Consider the following 20,881-nt stretch of genomic DNA (forward strand, 5'->3'; position numbering starts at 1 on the left):
TCACGGCGAGTGAGTCCTGGGGTAATTCCGAGCCGCCTTCGGGATTCGAACCCGAGACCTACGCATTACGAGTCCGAAAGCGTTCATGACGCGCGGTGCCGCGCCATGCCACCTCGTGACGTTTTCCCTGATCAAAGCATGTGGACTGGGCCACCCCGTAGTACCTCGTGCCACCCCGTCCAAAGACGTCTGTCCACCGGCTGTCCACCGGCAAAGATGCTCCCGGACTGCCTGGCGGCCGCTGAGAAGCCTTCAGTTATAGGCAGTACACGCTTGGGCTGCCTGCCACGCTATCTGTTGTAAACCTACAGATCGACGAGACCTCTCGTTCCCTACGGGTCCTACGAGGAACAGCACCGGCAATGACAGCAGCAACGTCGCGTCACTTCTTCATGCGTGACGGCAGCGTTCCTGTGATCCTGCGGCGACACCGAGAGCACTGGTTCCTTGGCCGTGTCGTCGAGCGCCACCAGACGCTGGAGATCAGCGGTCACCACCCGGTAGGCGTTGCCAAGCTTCAGCACCTTGCACGGGTACTCACCCCGCTTCGCCAGACCGCAGCCAGTAGACCTCCCTATCGAGAGGACCCTGTTCGCCGTCTGCAGGTCCACCGTGGGTGGCAAGGCCATCAAGTCCTCACGGGTGAGGACCGCACCGCCGACCGCTCCGAGTTGCTCTGTCACCGCACCCTCCCCATGCCGCGGGTCAACACCTCAGCGTCTTACACACCTGATTGATCACCAGCGTCATCCATACGCACACGGAAAGAACCTCCCAGAACAAGGGATTCACCCATACGAGTGATCGCAGCCAGTTGGATTCGGCTGCCGCAAAACGGACTCAGCGACGCCGGGGACCGTTGCTCGGAGGTTCCCGGCGAGGCTCGCCAGCCGCCTGGGGTACTGGACCGGCAGGTGCGTCCGAATCCGCGCGAGCCCTGTTCGCAGCGGGGGAAGAAGCACGGGCCGCTGCCGTACGCGCACCGTCCGCGCCCGGGCTCTGAAGTTCTTGCCGCCAGTCCTCGAACTGTGCGCGGATGCCGTCGACCCGGGCTTGATCCACTCCGTATACCAAGAACTGCCGGTCGCTGAATCGACCGACACCGGCCAGCATCTGAGCCAGAACGGCCCTGTCGAAGCCTGCGTCCCGCTGAGCAGCGAGTTCGATCAGCCGCTCCCGCGAGTACCCGGCCTGGATGAGGGCGTCGACGTCGATGAAGTCACGGACCTCGGCCCGGGAGAACAGAGCTTCCATCTTGCCGGCCGCCACATCGTCCCGATGTAGCACCGGCCCCCACTCGGACGCCACTGGCGACCGCTGGAGGAACTCCGCAACCAACTCGACCTTGGTCTCCTGCCCGCTCACCGGATCCGAGACCATGAGCCGCACATAGGTTTCCGCCTGCTGAAGGATCTCCACGCGGTATCCGTTGTCGCCAAGAACGGACACGATCCGCTCCGTGGCTGCGGGCATCTCACCTCGGCGCTCGATCGGAGCGAACAGGTCCACATCGTCACTGAGCCGCTGAACAATGTGATGGGCCTGAACGGCATACCCGCCTGCCAGGGCGAACCCGAAGTCGTCACCCAGTGCTTCCAGACCGAGGCGGATCAACCGCAGGTGCAACTCGTCCACTACGCGGCGGCCGATCGCCGTGCCACCAGTTCGGGGAATCGGCGCTCCCACAGAGCTCTCGCCGGGGCAGGCAGTACAAGCCGGCCCCACAGCCGCCGCAACGTAGTGCCATCAAGATACGCCTGCAGGTCCTCCCGCAAGCGCGCCTCACGCAGGACCCGCTCGTACATCACCGCAAGATCCGTCGGATCCGTGAGTTCGTACTCGTATGCGGGACCCCAGTCGATGTGCCGAGGCAGCCGAACGCAGCCTTCCGTGGGCCCCTCCAGTTCCTCCAGCGATTCCGGCACTACGTACAGTCGCGCCTCCGCATACCTGCTCATGACACCAGCATGCCCCATTCCGTAGACCACCGGCACAGTGCTCACGGCACCTGACCCCTCAGAGTCCTCGCACCCGCGCAGCAGGCTCTTTGATCTCCGTCGCCCGCAGCAGCTTCTCTGCTGGGCACGGCTTGCATCCCCGACGGGAGCCAGGGCTGGAACGCGGAACAAGAGGTCAAAGGCGAGGTCGACAAGGGGTAGCGTTCGACTGTGCTGCATCCCGCACGGTTGGGCAGCACCAGTCTTCAGCGGCCAGTTGTAAGAGCAGCCTCTGGCGACTGCACATCGCCTCCACGGCCGCCAACATGAGGGAAGCCCACGATCACGATCCGAGATCCAGGACGATCCAGTCAACGCCCTGAAGGTCCACGCCGCGCGGGCTGGCAATCGCTCCAGGCGTACACCGTTGACCTCCTGGCCCGGGGGTGCCATCAAGCCGCGAGGCGAGTGTGGGTGCCCGACCACATCCAACGTACCCCCGTCAGGAACAACACCTTGTCACATTAGACCCTTGCTGGCGGCACAAGAACGTCAGTTCCCACCCGCAGGTGTCGATCTTGCGTGACGCCCCCAGGTGTCGTTGCTCTGTCGGAGACTATCTATGCGGCAATGCAAGACCCAAGAGAGGTGACACCAAGCATGGATGGGATGGCGCGCGACGGTTCAGTAGAACTCCTCAAGTACTTGCACAAGCGACTGCATGACCACTTCCGGAGCCTTCACGAACATCGCCAGGCCCTCCAGCCGGCGGCTCCCGTCTTTGCGCTGGAGCACAGCCTCAGCAGTGGCGACTTCGAACTGCTTCTGACAGCCGTGCGCGGGGCCGTCGGACAGGGACTCGATACTCGCTCCCGCACCTGGTGGCTACCCTTTGTAGTTTACGCAGCAGAGATCGGCTATGAGTACGTTGGAGATGAGTATTGGCCTCTCTTCGCTCAGAAGACACCGGGCTGGGAAAGCAGTCCGGGTTGGAGTGTGCCCACCAACCGCCAGCGCATTAAACAATGGTTCAAGCGATTCGCAACCGACTACGGCGGGGCCGAGCCGAAGGGAGGCTTTGCGGCCAACTTCAACATCATTGCTTGGCCAATCACGCACGCAATCATGCCGGCCGATCTCCAACGGCAGTTCGCACAGCTGCTGTTTGAGTCACGCGCGGTATTGACCGCAGAGCTCCTCAGCGATCCCAACACTCTTGGCGCATGCCTGGCTTCGCGCACGGGTGGATACAGCGAGCGTTTCCAGATTTTCTGCAGCAACCAGAGTCTCCTCGGCCAAGTGGCCGCCGCGATGCTCTCAGGCGACGAGGAGGACTCCCCGTACCTAGTGCGATCGGCACTCACTCGCCTGGTCGACGACCTGACCAACGAAGGGCAGTCACGAACCTGGTTGACCCGCGCCAAGCACTCCGCCAACTTGATCCGTTCAAGCGGATTTCTCCCTATGAAGTCGAATATGGGGCCCGCGAACCGGCGGCGGCCACTCGCGGCCATCACTAACCCGAAGCTAGTCCTGCGGAGGGTAGACGGCGGTTGGCGTCCCTCATTGGAGCTGCCGGATCTCACGCCGCTACAGGCACGGAACGATCAAGTTGGTCAGGAACTTCGGAATTGTCGCCCGAAAATTGAGGGTCGCCGCCAACCGCTTCCCCGCGGAAAACTGCTGTACCCGGGCGAAGTGGCTCTGTCCACATGGCCTCGGCCCGAGAATCCCATTATCCAACTGGAGCGGGGGTCATCAGTCGTTAACAGTCTGATCGCGGACCATTGCTCCATCACCCAGGGCCCATGGTGGGTTTTCCGGAAGCAACCGGGTGGGCTAGCCGTTGAGGTAAAGGGAAAATTCGTGCGACCCGGCCATGAATATTACTTAGTTGGACGACTCGATAGTGAACCGCCGGCGCTGCCGTACGCCATTAAAGCAACGATTCTGGCTGAAGGAGTGCACGCCTTCGAGGTGAAGATTCCAGAAGTTATTGGCGAAGCTGAAATCGCCAATCTTGCGACGGCCGAGTTGTCAGTGGTGACGGATGTGTCGATTCGGCCCGTCGGGCTCGTCCCCGGGGCCTGGGACGGCGAGGGCGCTGTCGAGTGGCTCGCTGGGGAGCCGGCGCTGCTCGCGGTGCGATCTAGTCAGGCGACGGAAATGTGCGCTGTGACGATCGACGGCGGCCTCCCAATCGTGCTCGAGTGGCCTGCCACCAAGCCAGAGTTGATCTTCGCCCTTGAGGACCTCGCTCTGGGCCCTCATGAGGTGGACGTTAAGCTCCTGAACGCAGGCATGGGTGCGACTGTTGCAAGCGGTTCGCTCGCAATCACTATCTGCGACCCACACACGAACCTGGATGACACTACGGAGGGAGCAGGCATCCGGCTGTTCGCCACGCCAGCTCGTCCGAAACTGACCGAGCTCTGGGATGGTGGGGCGAGCCTCTCGATCGACGGTCCGCTAGATACGAAGGCGGAACTCATGATTGCGCTGCGCGACGATGCTGGCAATACGCTGGCACAGGCACATCACAATATCTCGCTTCCCTTCAGTGACAGCGCGTGGGAACGGTTGGCAGATCAGGAACTGCACAAGAGAAAGCTGCTCGCCGTCTACGACGAGGCCGAGTCGTGCGAAGTATCGGTGTCCCGGAGCGGAGTAGGTTTCGCGTCCCTGGTCTGCGAACGTGGCTTCCATCCGCTCCGCTGGGTGCTTACCAAGCGGCACAATGGCGAGCATGAGGCACGTCTGATCGATCGGACGGGCAGGGATGACACTCAGGTGCTCCTGTTTCCGGTGGAGAAACCTCTGACCGGCGAGCGCTGCGATTCCCGTCGACCAATTTTCGTCCCGACGAATGGAGGGTTGCTGCAGGCGACGTCTGGCAATGTGACCGCGGCCATCGTCTTGCCACCCGAGCCAAACCGGATGCGCCAGAGACTAAACGATCGTCTGATCATCCGGTACGCAGACAAGTCGCTCTCCGAGATGAAGCGACTCATCTTTGGTCACCACCGATGGCTTCACGCCGATGCGCCAGCAGATCCGTTCACCCGTCATCAGCGGGAACAGGTTCTCAACACAATCACGACGACCCTTGTGTCTCTTGCCGCAGGAAACAGGTGGGCTCATTTGGAGCGCAAACGCATTCCTGTCGGCGATCGCAAGCCGCCGGATGTGTTGGACGAAATGCGGGAACTCGTGGGCCAGAATCCGAAGCAGCGTGCTGCGGCTCAGCAGATTGCCAGCCACCTCTGGCAATGGGCGGACTCACCGGCAGCGCTGAGCGAGGGATTCGCCCGTGCGATCCGCATCATCGCTGCAGCTAGTGGCATCGACGATCCGAACACCGCAGCAGACTTCTTGCTTCCTCTTGTGACCAGACCGGGCTCTCTTGTGAGTTGGGACGAAACCGAACGAGACCAGCTCCTGGACTGTGTGCTGCACTCTCCTGCGCTCATTCGGGCAGCTCGATTCGCCGTGCTCGGGACTGAAGACCTACGAGAGGCGTCGAACCAGCCAGTTATCGGAGGTAGCCGATGAACATAACTCCGGTCAGTGGTACGCATGCTGCGGAGCGGGCGGTCCGTGCGCTGGGGCTGGATGAGACGGCTACTGACCTGTTCTCGACCGAAGCGATATGCGCCTCGCTTCGCCGAGCGGCCTCGTTCCTGTGTCCGGCGACGCCACGTCGACTCGTGGAAGCTGTCCTTGAAGCCATCAGCCCTCTCGACGAGGCCTGCTTGGTTACTCGCGGCCAGGTGGCAGAGCAGTTGGATCTCTTGGTGTCGATTGGTGACCTGGTCGAACTCCCTCGCCAGGAGGATCGTGGCAGTCGCCAGCTCTACCTGGCTCCTCCCTCGTACGTGGCGAAGGCTCCCGGGCAGTACCTCTTGCTGGGCGTACGCCCCAACGCCTCCCCGCTCGTGGATGAGTCTGTTGACACGGAGGTACTGTACGAGGGCCATACACGGTCCGTAGAGCTGGACCCAGAGGTGGGTCCTATCCGATTGCGTGCCGCCGGCCTGCGTGAGATCCGACGTGAGCACTGGCTCAACCACCCGAGTGCGGATCGCGCCGCCGCTGTCGTCGTTGCGATGCGTCAGCGCCTGGACCAGGCTGCAGAATCTGGCCATGTTAGCGGTCTAACAATCATCGATCCTGGGGCGTCAGTTCACTACTACCGCGGCCGCTGGCGACCACCCTCGGACGGCGACTCCGGCGACTTCGTTGCTCGCCGGCCCCAGGCCTACGGTGCAGACCTGTGGTGTCTTGTACGGATCGAGCGTGGCGTGCCTCGGGCACTTGTGGATCTTCCGGTTGAGACCTCTGATGCGACGGCGTACGACGAAGCGTGGCGCTTCCAGGCAGCCATCGATGCCGTGATCGGAAACCCGCAGGTGATGCACGTCCGGTCCGCTGCAGGGGCGCCCGGGAGCCGATTGTTGGACCTGTTCGGTCCTGTGCCCGGCTGGGCTCAGCGCTACCTCGAGCTCGTGGGAACCCCCGTTTCACGGGCGAGAGGCGCATTGACGTCGTATCGCGTACCGATCTCGGTGATCGGCGAGATGTCGGCGTTCGTCACTGACATGCTGTGGATGCACGTCAGAGAAGAGGGAGGGGTGGCGTGACAGTGGAAGCGCCAACGATCGCGGAGACGGTCACCAGGATTCAGGCAGCCCTTCGGGACTACATCGAGGCGACCTATCACGTGGGGCATCCCACCGTGATCGATCAGCGTCGTGTGCTGCTCGAAGAAGAGGGCGTGCTGTTCCGAGCGCCCTTCATTGAGAGCACCCCCCGCTATCAGACAAACCGAAGTTTTGGTGATCTCGAACTCGCTGCACCTGTCCAAGCGCTCTTCGGCAGCTTGACAACACACGTTGGTGACCTGAAGCCACTGCTGTACGACCCGCCCTATACCCACCAGGCCGAGGCACTTGAGTGGACGACTCGTGACGGCCTTAGCCTTGCGGTCACCACTGGTACCGGCTCAGGAAAGACCGAGTCGTTCCTCCTGCCGATGCTGGCAAAGCTCGCAGCAGAGGCGGCGAACAGGCCCGACTCCTTCGCCGCTCCGGCTGTGCGGTCCTTGATCCTCTATCCGATGAACGCGCTGGTGAATGACCAGTTGGGTCGTCTTCGGCTCCTGCTCGGCGATCCGCGCGTCACGGCCCAGTTCAGCGCGTGGGCCGATCGCCCAGCACGCTTCGCCCGTTACACCAGCCGAACCCTGTACCCAGGCGTACGGAAGGTTGAGAAGGACCAGGCACGGCTTCGCTCGATCGAGGACTTCTACGTTCACCTCATCAACCGGGCAGACGACCCTTCGTCGCAGGGGCACGGCGAGGCGGCAGCTCTCATCGACAAGCTGCGATCACGTGGCAAGTGGCCGGCCAAGCCGAATCTGAAGGCCTGGTACGGCGAAAGTGGCTCCCGCTGGAAGAACAGGGATGGCGAGTTCGTCCGTGCCGTGCTTCAGCCCAACGACCCCGAACTCCTGACGCGCCACGAGGTGCTCGACGCACCTCCGGATGTCTTGATCACGAACTACTCGATGCTTGAGTACATGTTGATGCGCCCGCTTGAGCGGCCGGTGTTCGATGCGACGCGGGCCTGGCTGGCGAACAATCCAGACGAGAAGTTCCTCCTGGTCATCGATGAGGCCCATCTCTACCGCGGCGCAGCCGGCGCCGAGGTTGCTCTCCTGCTGCGCCGGCTCCGCGCAAGGCTTGGCATCGCGCCCGAGCGCCTGCAGGTGATCTGTACGAGTGCGAGCTTCGCGAGCCCTGAGTACGCGCGTCAGTTCGCTGCGCAGTTGAGCGGCAAATCCGAGTCCGACTTCAGGACGGTCGAAGGTCGTCTCGCACTCCGAGAGCTCGCTGGGCCGGGGAGCCTCCAGGACGCTCAAAGTCTCGCTGCCGTACCGATGCACGACTTTTACGAGGGTGAGGAAGACGAGGCCCGCATCGCCGCCGTTCAGGGGCTTCTGGACTATCGAAAAGTCGCCGTGGCAGAGGGCGCCACGGTCGGTGAACTGCTGCACGATGCTCTCAGCGGATTCGGCCCGATGAATCTGCTCGTCAACGAGACGATGCAGCGGGCACAACCGGTAAGTGAGTTGGGCGCGCTCATTTTCCCGACTGTTGAGACGGAGCTTGCCGATAGGGCTGTATCTTCCCTGGTAGCGCTGGGTAGTGCGGCGCGACGATCGGCGGATGACGCGGGCCTGCTGCCATGTCGCGTGCATGCGTTCTTTCGTGGGCTGCCTGGCCTGTGGGCGTGTATCGACCCCGATTGTCCGGAGGTTGACCGGGAAGTGCACCCAGAGCCGGGGCCGGTTGGCAAGCTTTACGCCCAGCCGAGGGCAACCTGCGGCTGTGGTGCCCGGGTCTTCGAACTGTACACCTGCAGGCACTGCGGCTCCGCCTATGCACGGACCTATACCGACGACGTAATCGAGCCGTCGTACCTATGGCACGAGCCGGGGGGATCGTTCGAGTCCGCATCGGGTTCCATCCCCGAACTCGAGGCACTCGATCTACTACTTGAGGACCCATCCGATGGCGATGTCGAGCCCGCCGACATCGATCTCGTTACCGGCCGGCTCAATCCAGAAGAACTCGGTGCCCGCGTCCGCAGCGTCTTCATTCCTCGGCTTCGAAGGGGAGAGGTCGTCAAGGGTGACGACGATGGCGGTGACGGTGAGGCGGAGGCGAACGGAGAGTTCAAGCCCTGCGGTGTCTGCGGGCAACTCGCTGGGCCCGGCCGTTCCTCGGTGCAGGATCACCAGACGAAGGGAGACCAGCCGTTCCAAGCCTTGGTGACACGTCAGCTCGAGGTCCAACCGCCAGGTGCCCAGCCGTACACCGACTTTGCGCCGCTGCGCGGTCGCAAGGTGCTCGCGTTCTCCGACTCCCGGCAGGTTGCTGCGCGGCTTGCACCCAATCTTCAGAGCTACTCGATGCGCGATGCCATTCGGCCCCTGATCTTGCGCGGGTGGCAGGAGCTGGCGAATCAACCGTTCCTGGCGCCGTCGCTCAGCTTGGAGCGTCTGTACGTGGCCGTCATGGTCGGAGCGCGAGTCTTGTCGGTGCGGCTGCGTCCGGAACTACGCCCCATGGAGACGCTCCATGTCTTGGACACGGTCGCGAAGGCAATCGACAACGGTGCGCTCTCAGGCAATCCTGCTGGGTTGGTGCCACTGCTCACCACCGCCAATCCGCCGCAGTCGCTGTTGAGGGCGATGTACGCGACGCTAACGGACAAGTACTACGGGCTGTCGTCCCTGGGCCTGGCATCCCTCCGTGAGCGGGCGGACCTCACCGATACATTGTTGACGGAACTGCCGGACATCGACGGGGTCGCAAACAGCGCCGAGGCCAAGCTCGCGCTCGTCCGGTTGTGGCTAGCGCAGTGGAGCAGCCCAACCCGCGGCATCTGGTTCCCCTCGATGACCGATGGTGAATGGGGGAGGACGAAGGGCGGCGTCAAACCGCACAGGGGTAAGTTCCAATCGATCGAGCGTTGGCTCGATTCGAAGGCGGCGAGGAAGAAGTTCGCGGACGACTGGCTGCAGACGTTGCTGAAAACGTTCTGCAAACCAGTGGCCGGCAAGTTTCAGTTGTTGGCCCAGAACGTTGCCCTGGAACTTGGTGGAATGTGGGGATATTGCGAGCGCTGCCGCTTCACGCAGCGGCCCTTTCCCGGCACAATCCGGTGCGTCAATTGCGGTTACGATCGGGTTCGCACGCTAAATCCCGACACTGATCCCGTTTTCCAAGCCCGGAAGGGCTATTATCGCGCCAGTGCGTCCCGGGCGTTGAGTGAACCGCCTGAGCCTCCATTGAGCATCATCGCCGCCGAGCACACGGCACAACTCAATGCCGCCCAGTCCGACGCCGTATTCTCCAAGGCGGAAGAACACGAGTTGCTGTTCCAGGACGTCGACCTCGGCTTGACCCGCCAAGGTGAGCAGGCACGCGCCGCCATCGACGTTCTGTCCTGCACGACCACGATGGAAGTCGGCATCGACATCGGCAGCCTAACCGGCGTCGCGCTGCGCAACATGCCCCCATCGCGTGCCAACTACCAGCAGCGCGCAGGGCGGGCGGGGCGTAGAGGCAACGCTGTCGCCACCGTATTGGCCTTCGGAAGCGCCGACACACATGACGACCACTACTTCCGTCAGCCAGCGCTCATGATCCGCGGTGAAGTCGACGACCCGGTACTGACGATGAACAATGACGAAATCACGCGTCGCCATGTCATCGCTTACCTGCTACAGCGCTATCACCAAGATCGGCTGCCAGCAATCGAACCCGACGAGCAGCCGCAGCTCTTCGAAGTCCTCGGCACTGTGGAGGCATTCGTAGGGACAGCATCCCCCCTGAATCGGATCGACTTGGAAGAGTGGCTGAGGTCCGAGGAGCACGCGCTGCGTGAGGAGATTGCGTCGTGGCTTCCCTATGAACTGAGTGAGGCGGACCGCGAGGCCGTTCTGAGCGGTGTCGTCACGAGCACACTCCGTGAGATCGACAAAGCCCTTGACCTGGACCTCGACGGGAGTCTGCCGGCTGCTTCCGAGAAAAACGCCTCACCGGAGCCCGATGAGGTGGAGGCAGAGGGCCCCGCCGAAGACGGCGCCGAGGAGCCGAGCGCCCGGCGGAGCCAGACGAACCTGCTTGATCGGCTGCTGTACAAGGGGGTGCTGCCGCGCTACGCGTTCCCGACCGATGTCGTGGCCTTCCACGTCTTCGATCTCGATCGGTCAACACCGTTCAAGGCCGAGTTCCACTATGCGCCCAGCCAGGGGCTCCCGGTGGCCCTCAGCCAGTACGCACCTGGCAAAGTGGTGTGGGTTGATAACAAGGAGTGGACCTCCGGTGCCATCTACGCACCGGTCCAAGAGGAACGCTTTCAAGCCTGGCGGGACAAGCTGCTGTACTTCGAGTGCCAGGTGTGCCACTACGCCAAGCATTTCCCTCACGACCCGGCAGAGCGTGGGAAAGAGCGTGACTGTCCAGCCTGCGGCGCCGAGGGCAAGTTCGGCAAGGCTAAGAACTGGATGCGACCGCCAGGCTTTGCGCACCCGGCCGATAAGGCGCCGGGCACAAGCCCAGACGACGCGCCGACCCGCAGTTACGCCACACGCGCCAAGCTCATGGCGCCCGGGCCGACCGAGGAGACTGCCTGGCAGCGTGTCACCGATCGCTTGGCACAGACGTACCGCCGCGAAACCCTGCTCGTCACCAACACCGGCCCACGCAACGAGGGATACACCTACTGCACGCGCTGCGGGCTTATCGAGCCGACTGCGACTGCGACTGGGGTGGTCGTCGGTACGCACAAGAAGCCTTACCCCGACGAAAAGGAGCCCGACTGTCCCGGAACAGGCTCAACACGGGGTCTAGTGCTGGGAACTGACTTTATTTCGGATGTGCTTCTGGTTCGCTTGAAGGTGGCCTCGCCGATCACGTTGAGGCCAGCTCTGCTGTCGACACACGTCGCGCTCCGTACGGTCGCTGAGGCGCTGACGATCGCCGCGACCCAGAAGCTCGATATCGAGGCTACGGAACTACAGGCAGAGTACCGTCCTGCGCTGACTCCCCTCGGTAAAGAAGGCCTTGAGGCCGAGATCTATGTGTACGACACGCTCGCAGGTGGTGCTGGCTTCGCTCGACGGGTCAACGACTGCGGAATGGAAATCCTTGAACGGACGCTGGAGCGACTCGAAGAATGCCCAGCGAACTGCGACGAGTCCTGCTACCGCTGTCTACGCAGCTTCCGCAACCGATTCGAGCACAACCTCCTTGACCGGCACGTCGGCGCCAGTCTGCTGCGCTACCTGATCCACGGAACCCCGCCGAGTCTGGACGAGGAGCGACTCGAACGTTCGGCCGACAAGCTCTACGAGGACCTCAACAGCCGAGCGCTCGACGACATTTCCTTCGCCCGAGGGGCCAAAATCGACGTTCAGGGAGTTGGAACGATCACCGCGCCGATCCTGGCAAGGCATGGTGACCAACAGTGGATCCTGGGCGTGCACGGCCCGCTGAGCCCTGATCTGGCACCAACTGACGGTCTGCGTGCGGCAAGACAGTCCGGCAACGTGCTAGTCCGCCTGATCGACGACATGGTGATCTCTCGCAATCTTCCGTTCGCCAGCCAGCAGGTACTGCAGGCGCTGAGCTGACTTGGACCGCCACCGGCGCCAAGGCGTCGGTGGCGGTCCTGTCGTCACCAAGCGCAACCGTCGTTCGTGTGACGTAGCCCATGAACGGAAAAGAAAGACCTTAGGGTGAATTTGACCGCTGGCAGCGGTACCAGGAGGGGGATGTATGCCGGCAGATGACCTCGAAGAGGCCATGGGTGAGGATGACCTCGCAGAGGGGCAAGTGCCGATCACGGCACTACAGGAACATTTCAGCGTGTCGTTTACGCGAATGATCGCCTACGCCGCCGGATGCTCGATAAAACCTCATGAGACTGACTATGAGGGCGTTGACATTACGATCGTTTCCTCGGCGGAGTACCGCGGCTACTACGGTCCGCAGTTCGAGCTCCAACTCAAGTGCACCTACCAAGAAAGTCTGCTCAAAGATGACAGCATGACCTGGCGCATGAAGGCAAAGCCGTTTCGGAAATTGACACGCAGGAAACGGTACATCCCCGCCTATCTCGGTGTACTCCTTATTCCACGCGAACCAGAGCCATGGCTACGAACCGACGAATGGGGCTTGTTCACGCGAAGCCGCATGTTCTGGGAGTCTGCCGATAATCTGAGATATGACGGCCCGATCAAGGAGTACCACACGGTACATTTGCCGCGTCGAAACCTGTTCACGGGCGAGCAGCTTTTGGGCATAATGAAGACGATCGGCGATGCAGAGGAGGGTTCGCGGTGAACCGATCCATACTCGACAGTTACCGCGATATTGCATCTGCGTTGACCCCTCTTGCTGTCTCCCAGTTCCTGGCTTCTCATGACTGGGAACTCGAACATCAACAGCCGGATGTTCGTCAGGTCTGGCGCTACGGCTCGGGTCGCTTTTCCGCCGCGCCACGGGTCATGATCCCGCTTGCTACGGACTTCGCAGATTTCATGCCACGCTTCGTGGATGCACTCGAATCACTCGGGCACATTCATGACTGGGATGCAGGTCAGCTACTGGAACACATCATCGCTACACGCGCGGACCTCTTTTTCGTTCGTCTCGACCAAGGCATGATTGACGGCACAATCCCCTTCCAGCAAGCCGAAAAGACGCTGCAAGCTATCTACAAGATGATGAGGGCAGCAGCAACCACAACCGCTGACCCCCATCACTCGCATAAGGGACGCAGGCCAGCAGCAGTAGGAGAATTCCTGGATGAAGACGTACGGCTTGGACACACGAAGCGTGGCAGTTTTGTGTTCACTGTCGTAACACGCCTGGGAGACCCTAGCCCCGAGGCTATCGGCAGCCTCGAGCGGTCAACTATTGCCTTCCCCCGGCGGGTTATGGAGACCCTAGCCAGAGGACTCGAGACCACAAAGCGCCTGACGCAATCCTGGGACCAGGAGGCCCTCGAATTTCCAAGCAGGCTAGGGCTAAGTGCAGGTCTAGTGGAATCACTCGAAGATATGTCGCAGCCCGAACACCTTCGTTCGCTGGACTTGTCTTTCCAATGGGCAGCAGCTGAACGTAAGCCGGACGTGGGACTAGCAACCATTGCGCTGGACCGCGATGTGATTGATGAGCTCCCGCGAGTCCGGGAGCGGCTCGTACGAAGGGAAGAGCCCACACGACGGGAGACGTTGGTCGGACTCGTAAAATCACTCACGCGGGATGATGCGGCATCCAGCAACGACGAATCAGCAATCATTACCGTCGCGGCGGAGGTAAGTGGAAAAACTCTGCGAGTCCAGGTTCCGCTAGCTGGAGAGAATCACGGCTGGGCAATAATGGCATATAGGCGCCAACTGCCCTTTACGGTGACCGGAGACCTCTCGTACGAACGTCGTGCATGGCGTCTGACGGGCGATATCGAAGTCGATTCGAGCTTCCTGCAGCATCTCTCAGGATCGTCAAAACCCGACTTGGGCGAGGCATGAAGCAAGAGCACTCCGTGCACCAGCGTCCGTCCCTCGCGGGCTGTGCTACCCCGGAACCGGGTGTAGCACAGCCCGCGGACACAGGCGATCGCATGACAACTCCTGTGCTCAAGCATCCGCGCTTGAGCAAGAGACGGGGCACGTCCCGTCGGTAGTCATCGTGCCGGAATGCCTCCCAGACAGTTCGCTGGCCAGCGCCGACGTCTGGAGTAGGTGGTAACGGTCTCTTAATTGGAGATAGGGAACATTTCCTCGCCGGGCGCCGCCATTCCCTCTCCTACAGGCAGCGGCACGCGGGCACCGTGCTCCACTGGACGTACCAACCGATGCGAGCGCATGGACTCAAGAACATGCTCCTGTGTGGCCCGCCGTCGGCACCAGCGCTCAAGCCACCACTCGGAGACCTTCGCGTCCGCTTCGGTCAGTTCGGGATTCAGCAGGTACCTCGGCTCCTGGTCGACGCCGAGCGAGTAGTCCCGCACGTTCTCGACCAGAGGAACCCCGTAGAGGATGCGCTCGCGTCCGTGCTTGAGCAACTCGTTGGCGGGCCAGCCAAGCGCTGCCAGCCCCACTCGGACCTTGCGTAGTCGGGGGCTGACACCCTCGCCGAAGAGACTGTTGACCCGGACGAGCGAGCCGCGCAACGTCGAGACTCGAACCAGGGCGTCGACGGTCTCATCGGAGAAGTGAGAGGTCCCGAAGGATCGTGACCGTCCAAGCTCGTGAAAGCCCATACGGATGTCGCTCTCACCGCCCATGACGTCAGCAGGCCAAAACAGTCGGTTGTACTGACTTGAACCTGTGCCGTAGAGCGACGTGGTTCCGACGAAGGAGAGCCGCGGCTCACGCAGGATCGGGCGGCCGGCCATCGCCGACGCGATCTCGCTCGGGCGTGCATATTTCTCGCGGTAAGCGCACAGAACCTGGGGCGAGACGGCAAGTGCCCCCACTAGCTTCCCCGCCGCTAGCGCGCTGTAGGGCGCCACGGCGCCGCAGACGGTGAGGTCGGCGATGACAGTACCGACCCTCTCTCCACGTGCGCGACGCACCACTCGGCGCATCTGCGAACGGGCCTTCGGATCCGAGAATGCCTTGGTCAGTCCTTCGATCGTGGGCGGAGAGAGATAGCCTCCAAGTAGGCTGGCGATCTCTAGGGCTTCTGCGAGCGCTGACGAACGCTTGCTCCGAAATAGGTCAGTTTCGGCGCGCTCCACCCACGCTTCGCGGTCAATGTTGCGGACTGCACGAATCGTGCTTGCCTGGTGGTGCCTCTGTCGGTGCCGATCGGCATCGGCCCGCAGCCGAGCGAAGACCTCGGGCGTGGGCGCTGCCAGGTCGGTTGGTTGGAGAATCCCGTCACGAAGGAGATCGTCAACGTAGATCTCGCTCTGCTGGCCCTCGATCCGCTGAACCAGCCAGCCAGCAATATCAGCAGTGGGCTCAGCTTGCAGTTGCTCGAGGAACTGATCCGTCTCCCAGCCCATCCAGTGGTCACGCTCGGCAATCTGGACGACAGGGCTGGAGATGGCCGCCAACCCGATCACCGCGTGGAACTCGGTGGCTGCGTCCCGGACCAAGATCGGCATCGAACGACCAGGCACGGTCGCGTAGGCGTTGGACCATGTGTGACGGAAGTAACGCCAGATGTCGTGAAGTTTGAATCCAGTAAGTTCACAAGTCGATGAGTCGACGATTTGGATGTAGGGCTTAATGACATCGGCAGACGCGCCGGCGCGCTGAAACGCGTCAGCCAGCTCGCGGCCGTCACGCATCAGGTTGAAGACGGAGACCAATCGGTCGCCGTGCTGGTGCGTGCGCTCCATTCCCTCGACGAACCGTCGAACGCTGCTCTTTCTGAGCTGTTCGTCACGGCGGAGGTGCTCCTGGCGCCGGATCCGGGCCTTCTCCACCTTGCGGTCGCCGTGGACCGAAGGGGGAGTAAAGACGGCCTCAGACCTGTCCACTCGAACCGTCCAGCCTTGATCCACAAGATCAATGGCGACGTGAGCAGCTGCCGCAAACAGAGGCTGGTCGTACAAGTTGTTGATCTTGGCTGCCTTCATCCACCGCTCGTGGTCGCCTACGGCTTCAGCCCCCACTGGCGTGCTCGCAAGCTGGGTGCAGAGCCGGGCGAACCCTTGCCGTTCCCGGCGGGAGGCATCGACCGGAAGGCTGAGAGGAACGAGCTTGGCCTCTTCTTTCATGACTTTTGGAGCATCCGTCCGTAGGTCCTGCTCCACATGCGCAGGAGATCGTCGCAGTTGTGGCCGTCGCGGCTGAGGAGTGTTGTGGTGCGGGCCAAGGACAGGAGGAACAGTTCGAGAGCAGTCCGGAGTTCTCCTGCCGCCTCATCACCCAACTTCTGGAGCGGGCGGTACAACGCTGCGAAGGCAGGGTGGTCAACGTTCAGTGTGACATCGAGCGTGCGCCGCTTCAGAGAGGAGGCGAACATCTTATCGATCGAGAGTTGCTCGGATCCAATCCGGTAGCTCAGGGCGCCCGAGCCCCTACCCGCCGTAGGAATGACAGGCAGATCGGCATCCGCGGCCGCCGCTACCCGGCATGACGCCTCCGTGGCCGCTCGAAACTTGACCTCCTCGAAAGCTTGGCGGACACGTGAGTTCAAAAGCCGGGCGATCGCCTCCAACTCCGACCCGAGGGCCTCCTGGAGTACCTGGGAAGGCCGGATTCCCTGCTTGTTGATGGTGATACCAAAGTGCTCGTCGAGGACGGGATCAAACTCGATCTCGCAGCGCCACCAGTCGTCGTAGTTCTCTTTGCGCTTCGCCCCCATGAGGTGCCAGCCGCTCGCGATCTCGCGACCGGCGCGGAGGATGGAGACGCCAGCTCCGCCTACGATGCCGCTGCGCCGCTTGGTCGCGTTATCCAGGTGCTGCCAGTGCTGCACCGGCAGCATCGCGAACCGGACAGTAACGAAGGCCGTCCTGCCCGACGACGCTGCCAGTTCGTAGCGGAGCGGCTCGAACGCCAAGCTTGCGCTGTGCCCCTCGATCTTCGCCGTGAGAAGCATTGGATCGACCGGATCGACCCGCTTCCCATTGAGGGTCAACGTGAGGTCCCCGTTGCTGAGGAAGCGGCGGTAGATGCGTCCAAGGTCCCGCCGCAGCACACGCTCGAGCCAGGCGAGGCGCTGGTACTCGATACGGTCACAGTGCTGCCAGGTCACCAGGCAGCCCGACCCCGTCGTGGCGCCGGGCTGACGGCGAGCCCGAAGATCAACTGGTGTCCCGGCCGCGATGGCGTCAACGTCCAAGCAGACCCGGTTGGCCGCCTGACCGTTCTGCCATGAGGTCACCTCTACTCGCCGCGCCTGGCTGAGGGACGCGGCGGGCAGCCCCATGCCGAACCGGCCGAACGACTGCCTTTCGTCGAAGCGTGACGAGCCGCCGAAGCGGAGGCATGCCTCGAGCCCGGAGCGTGGCATGCCTTCGCCGTCGTCCTCCACACGGATCTCCGGAAGACCACCTGGTTTGGGCCTCGTGACCGTGACTGCGACCTTCGTCGCTACCGCCTGGAGCGAGTTGTCGATGAGTTCTGCGAGGGCGGTCGAGAGACTGACGTAGCCCGACTCCCGGACTGCGCGGATGAAGTTGGAGGAGACCAGGAGGTCGTCCTTGCGTTGCGTCTGCTGGCCCATCGCTTCTCCCGATGACTTGCTCAGATTCCTGCGTCGAGAGTAGCTGCATCGAGGACGCCTGGAAAGCCAGTCATACGGTGCGGCAACGTCACTCAGACCTGGTCACGATCGTGACTGTGATCCGCTTCGTCTTAGCTGGCTCGGTCAGGTCCATGCCTGATCCGTCAGCCGTGAGGAGGCGGACCGTAGGGCGGCTAACCCCAGCAACATGCTGGTAGGGCTCGGCAGATTCGAGCATTACGACCCGGCCCGTACGTTGCAGATCGAACGAGATGCGGTGGCCGGCCGTGTGCATGGTGATGATGCGCTCAGCGACGTCCACCTCTGCCACTGCCTCCCCCACGAGCGCGTCTGGAAGAGGTGAAACGGACTTGAGAGAGTTGACGCCGAGCACCTGGAGCGCGGCGATCTTCTTCCCATTGAGTCGCTCCAGGAGGGATGCGATCTCGGCTGCTGACTGGATGGTGGCCATGTGAGCATCATGGCTGAAGAGACAAGCCGTGTGTGCCAAGACGGTCAGCTACCGTCTCGAGTATCCACTGCCTTTCCTGCCAGTCTGTGGCGAGACACCCGGTATAGCGGGTTGTCCGTCCTGAGCAAGGCAGGGGCCCTGCCCTGATGGCGACGCGAACGGCGTGGAGCCGGATCTTCGCGAGTTGGCTGTTCGCCCTCGCAGTCTTGGGCTGGTATCCAAAGAAGGCACTGCAAGAAGCCCGCCCCGTACGCCTGCTCGGCAAGCCTTGGCCCGGCGTTCCAGCCCGAGGACGCGGCGCCAGCAACCGGGCCAACGCCTGCTGGCTCTCGACCGCCAAGGGCCTCACACCTCACGGGCTGTGTCACACCCATCGAACCTAGATGGAAGACCCGGGCACCGGGAGGGTCCTCATGGACAACCGAAGGGGCCACATTGACGGCTCTGTCTCAGCACTCAATGCCCACGTCACCCCTGGCATGCACAAGCGCCTCATGATTGGAGTGACTGAGCAGTGGGAGACAGCGCTCGACGCCCGGCTGGCAGTGCACTCGGCATCGCCGGTGTGCATCCTCAACGACCTCCTGCGCACACGCGCGTCCGTGATCCGACCTTCTCGCCATCGATCCATGTCAGAACCAAACAGTCCCGACGCCGCCGACGGCCCCTCGGAGACCGGTGAATTTCACCCGTTGGCCAGGGGGTGACGAGAGTTTCTGACGGAGTTTCACGCACGGCTGTCCACCGGTTGTCCACGAGGATCCGTTGTGCCAACCTGGCCTGCCCCTACCGGCAAGCAAAAGACCAGTTCAGAGTCTTGGACCGTCGGTCTCGTCACAGAATCGAACCTTCGACCTACGCATTACGATGCACAGACAGGGGGGTGCCCGATTTGCCGAGATTTCAAGGTCAACGGAAAAAGAAACCCCAGATCATACGCCTGACCTGGGGTTCAACCTGAGCCGCCTTCGGGATTCGAACCCGAGACCTACGCATTACGAGTGCGTTGCTCTGGCCAACTGAGCTAAGGCGGCATGCTGCGCGACACCATGGTGGGTGCAGCAGCGTCGCCAAGTCTACACAGTTTCCGGGGGCGGTCCGACCACCCCCGGGCGGGGCTACGAGCAGCGCTTTCGGGGGGTGGGCGGGGTGCCTTCGAGGAGGTAGGTGTTGATGGCGGTGTCGACGCAGTCGCTGCCGCGGCCGTAGGCGGTGTGGCCGTCGCCCTCGTAGGTGAGGAGGGTGCCGGAGGAGAGCTGGTCCGCGAGGGACCGGGCCCACTTGTAGGGGGTGGCGGGGTCGCGGGTGGTGCCGACGACGAGGACGGGGGCCGCGCCCTCGGCGGTGATGCGGTGCGGGCGGCCGGTGGCCGGGGTGGGCCAGTAGGTGCAGTTCAGGGCGGCCCAGGCGAGGCCCTCGCCGAAGACGGGGGACGCCTCGGTGAAGGACGGGGCGGCCTTCGCGGCGTCGGCCGGGCCCTGGTAGGCCGGGGGCAGGTCGAGGCAGTTCACGGCGGCGTTGGCGTACATGAGGTTGGAGTAGGTGCCGTCGGGTTCCCGCTCGTAGTAGCTGTCGGCGAGGGCCAGCAGGGCCGAGCCCTCGCCGCCGATGGCCCGGGTGAGGGCTTCGCGCAGTTGGGGCCAGGCGCCCTCGTCGTACATGGCGGCGATGACGCCGGTGGTGGCGAGCGATTCGCCGAGCGCGCGCTTCTCGCCGGTGGGGACGGGGGCGGCGTCGGCGGCGTGGAAGAACTTCCGCAGCGCCTGCCCGGCGGACTCGACCGTTCCGGTGCCGAGCGGGCAGTCCGGCCGGGCGACGCAGTCCGCGGCGAAGGCCCGGAAGGCGGTCTCGAAGCCGGCCGTCTGGTCGCGGTTGAGGTCGAGCGCGGAGAGCGAGGGGTCCATCGCCCCGTCGAGGACGAGCCGGCCGACCCGCCCGGGGAACAGTTCGGCGTAGGTGGCGCCGAGGAAGGTGCCGTACGAGGCGCCCACGTAGTGGAGTCTCGCGTCGCCCAGGACCGCCCGCAGGATGTCCATGTCGCGGGCGGTCTCCACGGTGGAGACGTGCGGCAGGACCGCGCCGGTGCGCTTCTCGCACCCGGCCGCGAAGCGCTTGAAGGAGGCCGTCAGGGCGTTGACCTCGGCCTGGTCGTCCGGGGTCTGGTCGACCTGTGTGTACGCGTCCATCTCCGGGCCGGTCAGGCAGGCGACCGGTTCGCTGCGGGCGACGCCGCGCGGGTCGACGGCCACCATGTCGTACCGGGCGCGGACCGGTTCCGGGTAGCCGATGCCCGCGTACCCCTGGAGGTAGCCGACGGCCGAGCCGCCCGGCCCGCCCGGGTTGACCAGGAGCGAGCCGATCCGCTCGCCCGGTCCGGTGGCCCGCACCCGGGAGACCGCCAGCTCGATCTCGGGCCCGGCGGGCTTCGCGTAGTCGAGCGGGGCGCGCAGGGTCGCGCACTGGAAACCGGAGACGCCGCAGTCGCGCCAGGCCGGCTTCTGCCCGTAGTACTTCTTCAGCTCCTCGGGCGAGGGGGCGGGCGAGGCGGGGCCCGGTGTCGCGGACGCGCCGCCGGCCGCCCGGGTCGCGGACCCCGTCGGCGACGCCGCGTCGCTGCCCCCGGTGCAGCCGGAGAGGATCAGTCCGGCGACGGCGACGGCCGCGGCGGAGGTACGGAGCAAACGCCTGGAGTCCATCCCCGGAGCGTA

The 20,881-nt window shown here is 63.3% G+C and carries 11 protein-coding genes, 1 tRNA gene and 1 pseudogene; 6 read left to right on the plus strand and 7 right to left on the minus strand.

Translation table 11 applies throughout. The annotated features are described in order from the left end of the window. Nucleotides 1-341: 341 nt before the first annotated feature. Together IE219_RS31895 and IE219_RS22330 are read right to left on the minus strand one after the other, a co-directional pair. Nucleotides 342-629 carry an integrase gene (locus tag IE219_RS31895; RefSeq protein WP_229849947.1) on the minus strand — a complete coding sequence of 96 codons (288 nt, stop codon included), beginning with the start codon at nucleotides 627-629 and terminating at the stop codon, nucleotides 342-344. A gap of 211 nt (nucleotides 630-840) precedes the next feature. Then, nucleotides 841-1,635: a nucleotidyl transferase AbiEii/AbiGii toxin family protein gene (locus IE219_RS22330; RefSeq protein WP_229849937.1), complete on the minus strand. Its 795-nt coding sequence runs from the start codon at nucleotides 1,633-1,635 to the stop codon at nucleotides 841-843. Nucleotides 1,636-2,606: 971 nt separating this feature from the next. On the opposite strand from IE219_RS22330, the gene IE219_RS22335 reads away from it, so the two are divergent. The 5 genes from IE219_RS22335 (at nucleotide 2,607) to IE219_RS22355 (ending at nucleotide 14,043) form a co-directional block, all read left to right on the plus strand. After that, entirely contained in the window at nucleotides 2,607-5,489 is a 2,883-nt protein-coding gene (locus IE219_RS22335; protein WP_189980249.1) for a hypothetical protein, read from the plus strand. Continuing rightward, nucleotides 5,486-6,577: a Druantia-type antiviral defence protein DruD gene (gene druD / locus IE219_RS22340; RefSeq protein WP_189980251.1), complete on the plus strand. Its 1,092-nt coding sequence runs from the start codon at nucleotides 5,486-5,488 to the stop codon at nucleotides 6,575-6,577. The genes IE219_RS22335 and druD overlap by 4 nt, the downstream gene beginning before the upstream one ends. Beyond that, nucleotides 6,574-12,141, plus strand: a complete 5,568-nt coding sequence (locus tag IE219_RS22345) for a DEAD/DEAH box helicase family protein (protein ID WP_189980253.1) — start codon at nucleotides 6,574-6,576, stop codon at nucleotides 12,139-12,141. Before druD ends, IE219_RS22345 begins: the two co-directional genes overlap by 4 nt. A 145-nt stretch (nucleotides 12,142-12,286) precedes the next feature. Beyond that, nucleotides 12,287-12,853, plus strand: coding sequence for a DUF4365 domain-containing protein (locus IE219_RS22350; protein WP_189980255.1), 567 nt, complete (start codon nucleotides 12,287-12,289; stop codon nucleotides 12,851-12,853). Then, nucleotides 12,850-14,043 (plus strand): hypothetical protein, encoded by a 1,194-nt coding sequence (locus IE219_RS22355; protein ID WP_189980257.1) that lies wholly within the window; start codon nucleotides 12,850-12,852, stop codon nucleotides 14,041-14,043. The genes IE219_RS22350 and IE219_RS22355 overlap by 4 nt, the downstream gene beginning before the upstream one ends. Nucleotides 14,044-14,270: 227 nt before the next feature. Here the strand turns inward: IE219_RS22355 and IE219_RS22360 are convergent, their stop codons facing one another. The 3 genes from IE219_RS22360 to IE219_RS22370 all read right to left on the minus strand — a co-directional run bounded on the left by IE219_RS22360 (nucleotide 14,271) and on the right by IE219_RS22370 (nucleotide 18,173). After that, the gene (locus tag IE219_RS22360) at nucleotides 14,271-16,247 is read right to left on the minus strand and encodes a Druantia anti-phage system protein DruA (protein WP_189980259.1); all 1,977 of its coding nucleotides are present in this window, start codon (nucleotides 16,245-16,247) and stop codon (nucleotides 14,271-14,273) included. Continuing rightward, complete coding sequence (locus IE219_RS22365) at nucleotides 16,244-17,701, minus strand: ATP-binding protein (RefSeq protein ID WP_189980261.1); 1,458 nt, start codon at nucleotides 17,699-17,701, stop codon at nucleotides 16,244-16,246. Before IE219_RS22365 ends, IE219_RS22360 begins: the two co-directional genes overlap by 4 nt. Nucleotides 17,702-17,789: 88 nt before the next feature. After that, entirely contained in the window at nucleotides 17,790-18,173 is a 384-nt protein-coding gene (locus tag IE219_RS22370) for a hypothetical protein (RefSeq protein WP_189980263.1), read from the minus strand. A 170-nt stretch (nucleotides 18,174-18,343) separates the two neighbouring features. On the opposite strand from IE219_RS22370, the pseudogene IE219_RS31900 reads away from it, so the two are divergent. Continuing rightward, nucleotides 18,344-18,880: pseudogene (locus IE219_RS31900) on the plus strand (hypothetical protein); the annotation flags it as partial. A 253-nt stretch (nucleotides 18,881-19,133) separates the two neighbouring features. Here the strand turns inward: IE219_RS31900 and IE219_RS22375 are convergent. Next, nucleotides 19,134-19,207: transfer RNA gene (locus tag IE219_RS22375), tRNA-Thr, on the minus strand. An 84-nt stretch (nucleotides 19,208-19,291) separates the two neighbouring features. Then, nucleotides 19,292-20,869 carry an alpha/beta hydrolase gene (locus IE219_RS22380; RefSeq protein WP_189980265.1) on the minus strand — a complete coding sequence of 526 codons (1,578 nt, stop codon included), beginning with the start codon at nucleotides 20,867-20,869 and terminating at the stop codon, nucleotides 19,292-19,294. Nucleotides 20,870-20,881: the final 12 nt, after the last annotated feature.

The organism is Streptomyces termitum (genome assembly GCF_014650175.1).
Lineage (GTDB): Bacteria > Actinomycetota > Actinomycetes > Streptomycetales > Streptomycetaceae > Streptomyces > Streptomyces termitum.

Bases quoted from the DNA above. Each gene is read 5' to 3' on its own strand.
- IE219_RS31895 (WP_229849947.1), bottom strand. From the start codon at position 629: ATGGCCTTGCCACCCACGGTGGACCTGCAGACGGCGAACAGGGTCCTC.
- druD (WP_189980251.1), top strand. From the start codon at position 5,486: ATGAACATAACTCCGGTCAGTGGTACGCATGCTGCGGAGCGGGCGGTC.
- IE219_RS22365 (WP_189980261.1), bottom strand. From the start codon at position 17,701: ATGGGCCAGCAGACGCAACGCAAGGACGACCTCCTGGTCTCCTCCAAC.
- IE219_RS22380 (WP_189980265.1), bottom strand. From the start codon at position 20,869: ATGGACTCCAGGCGTTTGCTCCGTACCTCCGCCGCGGCCGTCGCCGTC.
- IE219_RS22350 (WP_189980255.1), top strand. From the start codon at position 12,287: ATGCCGGCAGATGACCTCGAAGAGGCCATGGGTGAGGATGACCTCGCA.
- IE219_RS22360 (WP_189980259.1), bottom strand. From the start codon at position 16,247: ATGAAAGAAGAGGCCAAGCTCGTTCCTCTCAGCCTTCCGGTCGATGCC.
- IE219_RS22335 (WP_189980249.1), top strand. From the start codon at position 2,607: ATGGCGCGCGACGGTTCAGTAGAACTCCTCAAGTACTTGCACAAGCGA.
- IE219_RS22370 (WP_189980263.1), bottom strand. From the start codon at position 18,173: ATGGCCACCATCCAGTCAGCAGCCGAGATCGCATCCCTCCTGGAGCGA.